This window comes from Micromonospora sp. NPDC007271 (assembly GCF_040634005.1).
Classification (GTDB): domain Bacteria; phylum Actinomycetota; class Actinomycetes; order Mycobacteriales; family Micromonosporaceae; genus Micromonospora.
Map to the genome: position 1 here is coordinate 18,243 of NZ_JBEYER010000029.1, position 12,621 is coordinate 30,863.

General features: G+C 72.0%; 13 protein-coding genes. 7 read left to right on the plus strand and 6 right to left on the minus strand.

Annotated elements, in window-relative coordinates; genetic code table 11:
- Nucleotides 1-105 precede the first annotated feature (105 nt).
- A complete protein-coding gene (locus tag ABZ570_RS13170; RefSeq protein ID WP_358061537.1) occupies nt 106-804 on the plus strand; it encodes a cellulose binding domain-containing protein in 699 nt (232 codons plus the stop codon).
- A 59-nt stretch (nt 805-863) separates the two neighbouring features.
- Here ABZ570_RS13170 and ABZ570_RS13175 read toward each other — a convergent pair whose 3' ends face one another.
- The gene (locus tag ABZ570_RS13175; RefSeq protein ID WP_358061540.1) at nt 864-1,244 is read right to left on the minus strand and encodes a DUF393 domain-containing protein; all 381 of its coding nucleotides are present in this window, start codon (nt 1,242-1,244) and stop codon (nt 864-866) included.
- A gap of 91 nt (nt 1,245-1,335) precedes the next feature.
- On the opposite strand from ABZ570_RS13175, the gene ABZ570_RS13180 reads away from it, so the two are divergent.
- Together ABZ570_RS13180 and ABZ570_RS13185 are read left to right on the plus strand one after the other, a co-directional pair.
- Nucleotides 1,336-3,399 (plus strand): intein-containing Rv2578c family radical SAM protein, encoded by a 2,064-nt coding sequence (locus tag ABZ570_RS13180; protein WP_358061543.1) that lies wholly within the window; start codon nt 1,336-1,338, stop codon nt 3,397-3,399.
- 36 nt (nt 3,400-3,435) lie between these two features.
- A complete protein-coding gene (locus ABZ570_RS13185; protein WP_358061546.1) occupies nt 3,436-3,843 on the plus strand; it encodes a CoA-binding protein in 408 nt (135 codons plus the stop codon).
- 25 nt (nt 3,844-3,868) lie between these two features.
- On the opposite strand, the gene ABZ570_RS13190 is transcribed toward ABZ570_RS13185, so the two are convergent.
- Complete coding sequence (locus tag ABZ570_RS13190) at nt 3,869-4,522, minus strand: TetR family transcriptional regulator C-terminal domain-containing protein (RefSeq protein WP_358061549.1); 654 nt, start codon at nt 4,520-4,522, stop codon at nt 3,869-3,871.
- Nucleotides 4,523-4,616: 94 nt separating this feature from the next.
- Here ABZ570_RS13190 and ABZ570_RS13195 point away from each other — a divergent pair, with 94 nt between their 5' ends.
- Complete coding sequence (locus ABZ570_RS13195) at nt 4,617-5,267, plus strand: PH domain-containing protein (protein WP_358061552.1); 651 nt, start codon at nt 4,617-4,619, stop codon at nt 5,265-5,267.
- 31 nt (nt 5,268-5,298) lie between these two features.
- On the opposite strand, the gene ABZ570_RS13200 is transcribed toward ABZ570_RS13195, so the two are convergent.
- Both ABZ570_RS13200 and ABZ570_RS13205 read right to left on the minus strand, forming a co-directional pair.
- Nucleotides 5,299-7,191, minus strand: a complete 1,893-nt coding sequence (locus ABZ570_RS13200; RefSeq protein ID WP_358061555.1) for a hypothetical protein — start codon at nt 7,189-7,191, stop codon at nt 5,299-5,301.
- Between the two features lie 69 nt (nt 7,192-7,260).
- A complete protein-coding gene (locus tag ABZ570_RS13205) occupies nt 7,261-8,457 on the minus strand; it encodes an acyl-CoA dehydrogenase family protein (protein WP_358061558.1) in 1,197 nt (398 codons plus the stop codon).
- Between the two features lie 176 nt (nt 8,458-8,633).
- Here ABZ570_RS13205 and ABZ570_RS13210 point away from each other — a divergent pair, with 176 nt between their 5' ends.
- Nucleotides 8,634-9,074, plus strand: coding sequence for a DUF4190 domain-containing protein (locus tag ABZ570_RS13210; RefSeq protein WP_358061561.1), 441 nt, complete (start codon nt 8,634-8,636; stop codon nt 9,072-9,074).
- A gap of 3 nt (nt 9,075-9,077) precedes the next feature.
- On the opposite strand, the gene ABZ570_RS13215 is transcribed toward ABZ570_RS13210, so the two are convergent.
- Nucleotides 9,078-9,968 (minus strand): SDR family NAD(P)-dependent oxidoreductase, encoded by an 891-nt coding sequence (locus ABZ570_RS13215; RefSeq protein WP_358061564.1) that lies wholly within the window; start codon nt 9,966-9,968, stop codon nt 9,078-9,080.
- A gap of 117 nt (nt 9,969-10,085) precedes the next feature.
- Here ABZ570_RS13215 and ABZ570_RS13220 point away from each other — a divergent pair, with 117 nt between their 5' ends.
- On the plus strand, nt 10,086-10,607 hold the full coding sequence (locus ABZ570_RS13220; protein WP_358061567.1) for a DUF4190 domain-containing protein: 522 nt from the start codon (nt 10,086-10,088) through the stop codon (nt 10,605-10,607).
- Nucleotides 10,608-10,670: 63 nt separating this feature from the next.
- Here ABZ570_RS13220 and ABZ570_RS13225 read toward each other — a convergent pair whose 3' ends face one another.
- Nucleotides 10,671-11,627: a CoA ester lyase gene (locus ABZ570_RS13225; RefSeq protein WP_358061570.1), complete on the minus strand. Its 957-nt coding sequence runs from the start codon at nt 11,625-11,627 to the stop codon at nt 10,671-10,673.
- Between the two features lie 127 nt (nt 11,628-11,754).
- Here ABZ570_RS13225 and ABZ570_RS13230 point away from each other — a divergent pair, with 127 nt between their 5' ends.
- Nucleotides 11,755-12,585: an SDR family NAD(P)-dependent oxidoreductase gene (locus ABZ570_RS13230; protein ID WP_358061573.1), complete on the plus strand. Its 831-nt coding sequence runs from the start codon at nt 11,755-11,757 to the stop codon at nt 12,583-12,585.
- Nucleotides 12,586-12,621: the final 36 nt, after the last annotated feature.

A 12,621-nucleotide genomic window follows, 5' to 3' on the forward strand; every position in this document is an offset into this window, starting at 1 on the left:
GGCCGAGCCGCGGGCACCGGTATGACGGACGATCCGAAGAGGGGGAGGGGCTCAGTGCCGGCACCACCACCGTCCCAGCCACGGCGGACCCTGACGATCATCCTGTTGGACGGGGTCGTCGTGGGGGCCCGGGCCGTACGGCGCGCCCTCGGCGGCCGGGGTGACGGCTCCCGGCTCGCCCACGTGGCCATCGCCGCGTCGCTGGGCGTGCTGCTGGCGACGACGTACTCGATCGTCGCGGTGCTGCGTACGCCCGAACGGCTGACCCCGGTGGCGGTCAGTCCGGCACCGGGCGTGGCGGCCACGAGCGTGCTGACCACGGGGACCCCGGGCGAGCCGCCCTCCCCCACCCCCACCAGCCGGACGCCCACGCGCGCCGCGACCACGGGTGGCCGGCCGACCACTCCGCCGGCCGCACCGCCGCCCGGCGCACCGTCGGTGGAGGTACCGTCGGCGGCCGCGGCACCCACCCGGATCCCGCTCCGCGCCGACTTCGCCGTCGTGGAGAACGCCCTGCTCAGCTACGGTGCCGCGGTGACCATCGCCAACCCCGGGCCGACCGCGGTGACGGACTGGGCGCTGGTCATCGTGCTGCCCAGGAAGTCACTCGAGATCACCTCCGTGAGCGGTGCCCGGGCCAGCCGGGACGGCGCGGTCTGGACGCTCGTGCCGGAGGGGAGCGGCGGCGTGGTGCCCGGCCACGGGTCGGTCCGGGTGACGTTCCGGGTGAGCGGCGCGGCGATCAGCGCCACACCCACGGCGTGCACCATTGACGAGGTCGCCTGCACGGGCCTGCCGGGCTGACCGACGAACGGCCCGACGCGGCCGGCGTCCTCCGCGCCGGCCGGTGGACGGGCTGCGCCTCAGCGCCGGCTCGCGGACGGCACGGCGCAGGCCGCGGTGCCGCCGGGCAGGCGGTGACGGTTGCGAGCCACCCAGCGGTACGCCGGCCAGGCGGCGGCCCGCACCGGCGCCAGCCGCAGGCCGGCCCCGGCGATCCGCCAGAGCGGGTTGCTGGCGCCGAGCAGCCGGGCGATGGCGTCCGGCCCCGCGGCGCGTACGCCGTCCGCGCCGACCCACTGGACCGCTTCGTCGCACTCCGCCTCGGTCAGGCCGAGCGCGTCGAGGTCGGTGAACTGCCAGGGCAGCACCCGGGCGCGGGTCGGGATCCGACGCTCGATGAACTCGGCACAGCGGGTGCAGAACGCGCAGTCGCCGTCGTAGACGAAGGTCGACGTCTCCATGCCTCCATCCTGCACCCGGCCGGCCCGCTGCGGTGAGGAGTGTCTGGTGAGTCACTTGCACTTCATTCGTACGCGTGTTCGAATGAGGTTCATGCGCTGGGACAACCTCTCCGCTCCCCCGGACGAGGGGGCTCCCGACGGGGCAGCGCCAGCGGCTCCACCCCTGCCGCTGGCGCTCCCCGGCGCCGTCGCCCGCACCTTCGACACCCCGGGCTTCGCCGGGATGACCTTCTACGAGGTGCGGGCAAAATCGATCATCAACCGGGTGCCCGGCACGTCCCGCGTGCCGTTCCAGTGGACGATCAACCCGTACCGTGGATGCAGTCACGCTTGTAAATACTGCATATCCGGCGACACTCCCATCCTGATGGCCGACGGGCGCACGAAGCCGATCAGCGAGCTGGAGCCGGGCGACCGGATCTACGGCACCGAGCGGCGGGGCGCCTACCGGCGATACGTGGTGACCACCGTCCTCGACAAGTGGTCGACGGTGAAGCGTGCCTACCGGATCACGCTTGAGGATGGCACCACCCTGGTCGCCAGCGGTGACCACCGCTTCCTCTCTGAGCGGGGCTGGAAGTACGTCACCGGCACGATGGCTGGCACTGAGCGGCGTCCCTACCTGACCACCAACAACCGGCTGATCGGCACCGGACGCTTCGCGCCCCCGCCGAAAGACTCAGCCGACTATCGCCGCGGGTACCTCTGCGGCATGGTGCGGGGCGACGCCCACCTCGGCACTTACTCGTATTCTCACGGGAGGGTGTACCAGTTCCGGTTGGCCCTGGTCGACCGCGAGGCGCTGGATCGCACGCAGCGGTTCCTGACCGACGCGGGCGTCGAGACCAGGCGATTTTCCTTCGCCCCCGTCAGCCCAAACCGGCGGGCGGTCACCGCCATCCGCACCTCCAAGCAGCGTGACCTCGATGCCATCACCGAGCTGATCAGGTGGCCGGCGGAGCCGAGCGACGACTGGCAGCTGGGCTTGCTCGCCGGCATCTTCGACGCCGAGGGCAGTTGCAGCCAAGGCGCCTTCCGGATCAGCAACAGTGACGACGAGATCCTCGACCGGACGGCTGACGCCCTGAACCGCTTCGGCTTCACCTGGGTACTCGAGGATCTGGGCCTACCGAACCGGGTTCGGAACATCCGGCTCACCGGTGGTCTCCCCGCCCGGCTCCGGTTCTTCCATCTGGCCGACCCGGCCATCACCCGTAAGCGGTCCATCGAGGGCGCAGCACTCAAGTGCCAGGCAGCACTGCGGGTGGTGACCATCGAGGACCTCGGGCTGGAGCTGCCCCTCTGGGACATCACCACCGGCACCGGCGACTTCATTGCCAACGGGGTGGTCAGCCACAACTGCTTCGCCCGGCACACCCACACCTACCTCGACCTGGACGCCGGGGCGGACTTCGACCGGAAGGTGATCGTCAAGGTCAACGCGGGCGAGCTGGTCCGCCGCGAGCTGGCCGCCCCGCGCTGGCGGGGCGCGCACATCGCGATGGGCACCAATGTGGACTGCTACCAGCGGGCCGAGGGGCGCTACCGGCTCATGCCGCCGATCATCGAGGCGCTGCGCGACTTCGCCAACCCGTTCTCGATCCTGACCAAGGGCACCCTGATCCTGCGGGACCTGCCGCTGCTGCACCAGGCTGCCGAGGTCACCCGGGTCGGGCTCTCGTACTCGGTCGGCTTCGTCGACGAGGCGCTGTGGCGGGCGGTCGAGCCGGGCACTCCGAGCCCGCGCCGGCGGCTGGACGCCGTCCGCCAGCTCACCGACGCCGGGTTCGAGGTGGGGGTGCTGATGGCACCGATCCTGCCGGGGCTCAGCGACGACGACGAGTCGATCGAGGCGACCGTGGCGGCGATCGCCGCCGCCGGGGCGACCAGCGTGACGCCGCTGGCGCTGCACCTGCGCCCCGGTGCCCGCGAGTGGTACGCGCACTGGCTGGCCCGGGAGTTTCCCCACCTGGTCCCCCGTTACCGCCAGCTCTACCGGGCCGGCGCGTACGCGCCGCAGGCGTACCAGCGGGAGCTGACCGCGCGGGTCCGGATCGCGGCCCGCCGGCACGGCCTGCACCGGGGCGAGCGCGGCGACAACCGAGGAGGACCCGAGCCGCCGCCGGCCCCCGCGGAGCAGTTGACGCTGCTCTGAGCGGCGGCCGCGATCCGGCCGGGTTAGGCTCGCGGCGTGCGCTCAGCCCAGCAGATCCTCGCCGACTCCACCGTGATCGCCGTCGTGGGAGCGTCCCGTGACCCGGGCAAGGCCGCGCACCGGGTGCCGGCCGAGATGCGGCGGTACGGCTGGCGGATCATCCCGGTGAACCCGACGGTGGACGAACTCTTCGGCGAGCGGGCGTACGCGTCGCTGGCCGACATCCCGCACCCGGTGGACCTGGTGGACGTGTTCCGTCCGGCCCAGGACGCGGTCGAGGTGGTCCGGCAGGCGGTGGCGATCGGCGCCCCGGCGGTGTGGTTGCAGCTCGGGATCGTCTCGGCGGAGGCGCGGCGGATCGCCGAGGAGGCCGGCATCGACTACGTCGAGGACCGGTGCCTCATCGTGGAGCGGGCCGCGGCGGGGCTGACCCGACTCGGCTGACCCGGCCCGGCTGTCCCGGCCCCGGTCAGGGCTTCGACGGGCGTCGGGGCGGTACGGCGCGACCGCGCTGGGCCGGCGGCGCCGGCCCGAGCAGCAGGTCCAGCTGGGCGTCCAGTGCGCCGAGCGCCGTCTCCGGCGGGTAGTGCCCGCCGAGCAGATAGACGCCCAGCCCCTCCATGACGGCGAGCAGCGCCACCGCGGCCCGGTCCGGGTCGACGCGGGTCTCCGCCGCGCCGGCCGCCTGGGCGGCGCGGATCTGTCCGGCGATGAAGGCCAGCAGCTCGGCGGTCTCCCGGTGCAGCCCGGCGGCGACGGCGGGGCGTACGGCGGTGTAGGCCAGGAACGCCAGCGCCACCCGGCCGTCCGCCCGGCGTGCCTCGTCCAACGGCAGCAGCTCGGCCAGCATGGTCCGGAGCAGCGTACGCGGGGAGGGGTCCTCCCCCAACGCGGCGACGGCGCGGGTCACCCGGGCCTCGCCGCGTTCGCGCACCACGGAGAGCGCGAAGGTCATCATCTCGTCCTTGGTGCGGAAGTAGTGCTGCACCATCCCGGAGGAGACTTCGGCCTCCGCCGCCACGTGCCGCAGGCTGACCGCCTCCAGCCCGCGTTCGGCGGCCACCCGCATCAGGGCGTCGGCGATCAGCTTGCGGCGCTCCTGGTGATCGACCCGCTTCGGCATGACCCCATCGTTTCACAATGCGACTGCATTGACACGTCCCCGAACCACAGTTTACGTTGCAACTGCAATGCAAACGGGGAAGGCGAGGTGACCCATGTGGAAGCAGGCCGTCGCGATGCTGCGTCGCGTGATCGCGTACGAGGTGGGGATGTGGGTCAGCCTGGGCCGGTGGCTGCTCCGCCGCCCCCCGGCGGTGGAGCCCGGGGCGGCGGCGTTCAGCTACGTCGGCGTGGTGAAGCCGATCCTCTTCGCCTTCATCGCACTCTCCGCCATCGAGATCCCGATCTTCGACCTGATCCTCCGGCACACCCTGCCGTGGCCGTCGGTACGGCACACCGTGCTCGCGCTCGGCATCTGGGGCCTGCTCTGGATGATCGGCCTCTTCGCCGCCCTGCGGATCCACCCGCACGTCGCCGACGTCGAGGGACTGCGCGTCCGCAACGGCTTCTCGGTGGGCTTCCTGGTGCCGTGGGCGGCCATCGCCCGGGTCGACGCCCGCTACCGCTCGTTGCCCTCTGGCCGGAGCGTGCAGATCGAGCCGGACGAGGCGGGCATGGTGCTGAACGTCGCCACCGGCAAGCAGACCAGCGTCGACGTCGTGCTGCGCGAGCCGCTCTCGGTCCGGCTGCCCAACGGGCCGAGCAGGCCGGTGCACGAGATCCGCCTCTACGCCGACGACCCGGCGGCCCTGGTCGCCCGGGCCCGCGAGCACCTGGCGGTACGGCTGCCCGGCTCAGACGGCTGATCGCTGACCACCGCCGCAGCGCCGGGTCGCTTCACAGCTCGGTAATCACCAACTGGTTCCCGTAGAGGTCGGTCGCCACCATCCGGCCGCCGGGGTCGACCGCCATCAGCCAGTACTCGTTGGACTGCCGCCCGGGCACGTTGCTGTAGAGCGTCACCAGCTCGACCAGCGGAATGAGCCTCGGACCGTGGCAACCGGTGTCGGCACAGACCCGCAGCGTCAGGCGGCGGGCCGGTGGCGCCGGGCTGCCGATCCGGACATGGAATCCGGCTGGGCGGCCGGGGGCGACGGTCAGACCGTAGAGGCCACCGTGCGGTGGGTGGACCACGACGATCGGCTCGTCGCCGGTGCAGTCCGGCAGCCGTGCGCAGTCGAACATGTCGTCGAAGTCGAGCAGCGCCAGTTCCTCGACGGTGGGCATGCCGGGACGGCGTGGATCACCCAGCTCTGCGAGGTCGCCTGCGGCGCAGTCGGGTGTCACGCACCAGCCCACCGACACGGTGCCGCGCGACGGAGACCGGAAGACAACCACGGGCCGCCCGGCAACGTCGGTACCGACCGCGATCCAGCGGCGCCGCCAGCTGTTCACCTGCTCCTTGAGGGAGCCCGGCGCGGTGCCGAGGCTGGTGATTCTCGGGGTGGCGCAGAAGACGTCGGTGCACCGCAGGAGCTTCAGTTCGACCTGCCCGGCCTCGCCCGCGCCCTTGGCCGGCCGGATCTCCGTAGCGGTGGCGATGAGAATATCCCCACTCGGAGCAAGCGCGATCGCCGCCGCTCCGGAATTCCGCATGCCGGGCAGGTCACCAGGGCGCCGTCGGCAGACCCGCTGCGCGTCGCACTGCTCCAACTGGTACTGGCCCAGCGCGAAGACGGCACCGTCCGCCCCGAATGCCACTCCGCCATAGGGTTCGTACATGGTCACCGACAGCTCCGTGCGGCGACGCGTACGGCAGCCGTCGTCGAGGCAGTCCTCGATCGACTGCTGTCCGACGAGGATCGGCCCTCGTCCGGCGGGCCAGCCCACCGCGATCATCCGATGTGGCAGGGCCGGGGTGTGGACGGTGACCTCGGGCAGGCGGTCCGCGGCGACAACGCCACCGGCGAGCAGGCTGGGCAGCAGGACGGCGGCGAGGCCCAGCGACGCGGTGAGCCGCCTGAGCCGCCGGCTGAGCCGGTTCGGCACGGCCTCGGCGGGTCCGGCACCCGGGATGGCGAGCGGCCGCAGCAGGCGCCCGGGAAGGCGGCGATAGGCGGCCAGGAGGGTGGCCGCCTGGAGTGCCGTCACGACAACCAGGCTGGCGTCGCGCAGCAGCCAGACCAGGGCACCCTGGAGATGACTGGACACGTGCTCCTCGGGGCGGGCGAAGGCCCAACTGTGGAGCAGGGCCGGTGCCATGAAGCCGACCAGCAGCAGGATGCCGAGGCCCACGGCCCGGCCGCGGACGTCGGCGGACGCGGTTCGGAACGCGAGCCTGCCGCGCCGGCCCTCAAGCAGACCGACAGGCAGTACCAGGGCGAGGCGGACCAGGAACGCTCCGACCGGTAGCGCGAGCAGCGCGATGACGACCCAGATTCCCTCCTCCACGGCGGGCAGGACGAGCCCGAGCAGGAGGACCGCGGCGAGCAGCGCCATGACGGCGGCGAGGAGGGCGGCACCGACGGTGGGGAGCGCCCGGAGCGCCCGGAGCAGCGGCCGGTCGACGCCGGCCATCGCGGCGATGCCGGCGGTCACCGCCCAGGCCCAGGCGGCGACCATGACCAGGGCGTCGACGCCGGTGGCTGGCAGGACGAGCATGCCGTTGACCACCCGCGCCGGGTCGGCCCAGGGCAGCGGGAGCAGGCCCCAGAACATCTGGACCAGCAACAACGGTACGAGCACCAGCAGGATCTGCAGCAGCGCGCGACGGCGGGGCGGGGTGGGCACGGGCGTACGGTACGGCGTCGGTGCCACCCCTCAGCAGCGGCGCCCGGCGGAGGGGGTCCTCCTCAGGAACTAGAGCTTGTACTCCTTGAGCAGGCCGCGGGAGATGATGGTCTTCTGGATCTCCGAGGTGCCCTCGCCGATGAGCAGGAACGGGGCCTCCCGCATCAGCCGCTCGATCTCGTACTCCTTGGAGTAGCCGTAGCCGCCGTGGATGCGGAACGCCTCCTGGACGACCTCGGCGCAGTATTCCGAGGCGAGCAGCTTCGCCATGCCGGCCTCGACGTCGTTGCGCTGGCCGGCGTCCTTGAGCCGGGCGGCGTTGACCATGAGGGCGTGCGCGGCCTCGATCTTCGTACCCATCTCGGCGAGCTTGAAGGCGACGGCCTGATGCTTGGCCAAGGGCTGGCCGAAGGTGCGGCGCTGCTGGGCGTACGCGACGGCCAGCTCGAAGGCCCGGATGGAGATGCCGCAGGCGCGGGCGGCCACGTTGACCCGACCGACCTCGATGCCGTCCATCATCTGGTAGAAGCCGCGGCCGACCTTCTCCTCGCCGCCGAGCACGGCGGAGGCGGGCACGGTAACGCCGTCGAGCACCATCTCGGTGGTCTCGACGCCCTTGTAGCCCATCTTGTCGATCTTGCCGGGGATGGTCAGGCCGGGCGCGGTCTCGCCGAAGCCGGGGTCCTTCTCCAGCAGGAAGGTGCTCATGTTGCCGTAGACCGAGTCGGCCCCGGTGTCGGTCCTGACCAGGGTGGCCACCACCGACGAGTACGCCCCGTTGGTCAGCCACATCTTCTGGCCGTTGAGCACGAAGGTGTCGCCGTCGCGGACCGCCTTCGACTTGATCGCCGATACGTCGGAGCCGCACTCCGGTTCTGACATGGAGAAGGCGCCGCGCACCTCGCCGGTGGCCATCCGCGGCAGCAGCCGGGCCTTCTGCTCCGCGGAGCCGTGCTGGGAGATCAGGTACGCGACGATGAAGTGGGTGTTGACGATGCCGGAGATCGACATCCAGCCCCGGGACAGCTCCTCGACCACCAGGGCGTACGTCAGCAGGGACTCGCCGAGCCCGCCGTGCTCCTCGGCGATGGTGAGGCCGAACAGGCCCATCTCGCGCATCCCGGCGAGGATGTCGGTCGGGTACTCGTCGGCGTGCTCCAGCCGCTGGGCGTGCGGGATGATCTCCTTGTCGACGAACTCCCGTACGGTCTCCAGGATCGACCGCTGCACGTCGGTCAGGCCGGGTGTCTGGGCGAGTCGGGCCATGTCAGCCTCCGGGGTCGGCGCATTACTCATGGGTAACTGAACGCTCGATCAGTATCGACCCCGCGACCGGCGAGGCCAAGGTGACCAGTCCACACAACCGCTGTGAAAAGGTTCACCGCTGCGGGTAGCGTCCGCAAGAGAGCGCTGTTGACCTGCGACGGAGGGGGCGAGCGGGCGTGAGCCAACCACCCGGTGAGCCGGAGCAGCCACCGTCGCCGTACGAGCCGCCGGCCTACGGCCAGCCGCACGAGCCGCCACGCTACGGCCAGCCGTACGGGCACCCGCAGCAGCCACCGTGGGGCCAACAGCCCCCGTACGCCCCGCAGCCCCCGTACGGTCAGTACGGGCCGCCCGGGGAAGGGCCGCGACCGCGCGGCGAGGGGCCGAACCTGCTGGCCATCCTGTCGCTGGTCTTCGCCGTCGTCTTCCCGCCGGCCGGCATCGTCCTCGGCCACCTGGCCCAGCGGCAGATCCGGCAGACCGGTGAGGAGGGCGGCCAGCTCGCCCGCTGGGGGTTGATCCTCAGCTACGTCTTCACCGCGATCGGGCTGCTTCTCTGCTGCGGCTGGATCGCCCTGGTCATCTGGGCGAGTTCGGACAACGGCCACTACCGCTGACGGTCAGCGGAACTGCGCCTCCCGGACGCTGTTGCCGCCGTCCACCACCAGCATCTGCCCGGTGATGTACGAGGCGGCCGGCGAGCAGAGGAAGGCGATCGCGGCGGCCACCTCGTCCGGCGTGCCAGGCCGGCCTACCGGGGTGCCGAGCCCCTGCTTGATCTCGGCCATGGTGGACGCCGCGGTGTGGATGATGCCGGGCGCCACCGCGTTCACCGTCACCCCGTCGGCGATCATCTCCATCGCCAGCGCCCGGGTCAGCCCCACCACGCCCGCCTTCGCCGCCGCGTACCCGGCCTCGGTGGGCAGCGCGTTGACCGGGCCGGCGGTGGCGGCCAGGTTGACTATCCGCCCCCAGCCCCGCTCGGCCATGCCGCCGATGAACGCCCGACTGCACAGGAACGCGGTGGTCAGGTTGCGGTCGATCTCGCCGCGCCACTCGTCGTAGCTGAGCTGGGCCACCGGCCGCAGCACCTCGGGGCTCGCCCGGCTGGCCAGGCCCGCGTTGTTGACCAGCACCTCGACGTCGCCGAGCTGCTCGGCCACCGCGTCGGCGAGCGCGCCCACCTCGGACTCGTCCGTGAGGTCGGCGACGAAGCCGGTGACGCCCAGCTCGCCGGCGCGCTCGTGGATCCGCCGGGTGGTGGAGACGATCGCCACCCGGGCGCCCAGGTCGGCGAGGCGGCGCGCGGTCGCGTACCCGATGCCGTCGGGGCTGCCGGCACCGGTGACCAGGGCGATCCGGCCGTCCAGGCGCATGGTGACCGGCTCGGCGAGGGGGGCTGGCTGGTCCTGCTCGGCGGATCCGCCCGGAAGGCTGCCCCGGGTGCGCCGCACCAGCCCGGGGCGGCTCACGTCCCGTCGCGACCGACCGCCGCGCGCGTCAATGCCCATGCCGAGATCCTGCCCGCTGTGGACGTTCCGGGCAACGCAGCACCCGAAAAGGGGGGTCTCGGTGTCGCCGACCACTGGCTACCCTGACCAAACCCGCATGTATCTGGAGATGACCTGATGAGCTATCCCCCACCGTCCGGTGGTTGGCACGACCCGTCCGCGCCCGGCCAGCAGTCGAGCCCGCCCGCCGATCCGACCCTGCCGATGGGCGGCAGCCCGATCCCGAGCCAGCCGACCCCGGCGGACCCGTACGCCGGCATCAACTCGGGCGACCCGTACGCCGCTCCCGGCTACGCGCCGCCCGGTTACCCGTCGGCGTACCCGACGTACGGTAACCAGCCCAGCCAGCGGCAAAACAGCCTCGCCATCGCCGCCATGATCGTCTCGATCGTCGGCGCACTCGGGCTCTGCGGGTACGGCCTCGGCGGTTACATCGGCATCGTCGGCGCAATCCTCGGCCACGTGTCCCGTAAGCAGATCAGGGAGCGTGGCGAGAGCGGCGAAGGGTTCGCCAACGCCGGCATCATCGTCGGTTGGATCGCCACCGCGATCGCGGTGCTGGCGACCATCGGCCTGGTGGTCTTCTTCGTCTGGCTGGCGAACCAGGACCCGTCCAGCTACGACACCAGCGGCTACTGAGGCCAACGGGCCGGCCCGGTACACCGCGCCGGCCCGTTCGTCACCATCGCCGGCGGTCGGCCGTCACTGTGCGGGCGGGGTGAAGGACGAGGTACGCGTCATCCCGGCCGCCCGACCCTTGGCCGCGATCACCAGGGCCATCTTCCGGGACGCCTCGTCGATCATCTCGTCGCCGAGCATCACCGCGCCGAGCTTGCCGCCCGCCTCCGAGGTGTACCAGTCGTACGCGTCGAGAATCAGCTCGGCGTGGTCGTAGTCGGCCTGGGCCGGGGAGTAGACCTCGTTGGCGGCGTCGATCTGGCCCGGGTGCAGCACCCACTTGCCGTCGAAGCCCAGCGCGGCCGACCGCTTGGCCACCTCGCGGAACCCGTCCACGTCCCGGATCTGCAGGAACGGGCCGTCGATGGCCTGCTTGTCGTGCATCCTGGCGGCCATCAGGATCCGCATCAGGATGTAGTGGTAGGGGTCGCCCGGGTAGTCCGGGATCAGCGCGCCGACCGCCAGCGACCTCATGTTGATCGACGCCATGAAGTCGGCCGGGCCGAAGATGATCGTCTCGACCCGGGGCGAGGCGGCCGCGATCGCGTCCACGTCGACCAACCCGGCGGCGTTCTCGATCTGCGCCTCGATGCCGATCCGGCCGACCTCCAGGCCGAGCGTCTTCTCGATCTGGGTGAGGGTCAGGTCCAGCCACTGCACCTGGGCGGCGTTCTGCACCTTCGGCAGCATGATGCAGTCCAGGTTCGCGCCGGCACCCTCGACGACCTCGATGACGTCCCGGTACGTCCACGGCGTGGTCAGGTCGTTCACCCGCACCACCCGGGTCTTGCCGGCCCAGTCACCCTCGTTCAACGCGGCGACGATGTTCTTGCGGGCGTCCGGCTTGGCCAGCGGGGCGACCGCGTCCTCCAGGTCGAGAAAGACCTGGTCCGCGGGGAGGCCCTGCGCCTTGCCGAGCATCTTGACGCTGGAACCGGGTACCGCGAGGCAGGACCGGCGGGGGCGACCGACAGCGGCCATGGGTGCGCTCCTTCCAGCGTCGGCGGCAGGCCGACGCCGACAGAGATGAAGATCCGCGAACTTAACGATCCCAAAGGTCGTGGTGACGCCACGGTAACCTCGTGCCGTGACCGGCGTGAATGGACCTGTGGAAGATCTCACTGACCGTCGGACCGTCGTGGTGACCGGCGCCAGCTCGGGCATCGGACTGGCCGCGGCCGTCGCTCTGGCGGGCCGCGGCGACCGCGTGGTACTGGTCGGCCGGGACCCGGTCCGGCTCCGGGACGCCGGGGACCGGGTCCGCGACAGCTGCGGCGAACAGCCGGAACTCTTCCGCGCCGACTTCGCCGTCCTGGACGACGTACGCCGGCTCGCCGAGCGGCTGCGCGCCGCGTACGACCGGATCGACGTGCTCGCCAACAACGCGGGCGCGATCGTGCTCCAGCCGGTCACCACCGTCGACGGCTTCGAGCTGACGATGCAGGCCAACCACCTCGCCCCGTTCCTGCTCAGCAACCTGCTGCGGGACCGGATCGGCCGGATGGTGGTGACCGCCTCGGGGGCGCACCGCAGCGGCGCCCTCGACCCCGGCGACCTCAACGCCACGCTGCGCCGCTACCGACCGATGCGCGCCTACGGCACCAGCAAGCAGGCGAACATCCTCTTCGCCGCCGAGGCGGCCCGGCGCTGGCCGGAGGTGCCGGCGTACTCGTTCCACCCGGGCGTGGTGCGCACCCGGTTCGGCAACGAGAGCCCGGTGGTCGCCCTCGGCATGCGGCTGCTGCCCTTCCGCAGTCCGGAGCGGGGCGCCGAGACCCTGGTCTGGCTGGCCAACCAGGCGCCTTCCCGGCTGACCTCCGGCGGCTACTACCACGACCGGCGGCCGCGCCGGCCGCTGCCGAAGGCGGCCGACCCGGCGCTCGCCACCCGGCTCTGGACCGCCAGCGCACAGGCCGTCGGCCTGGATGACCGTGGGTGATGGTCGCCGCGAACCGGGGCCGGCGCGGCGACGGAA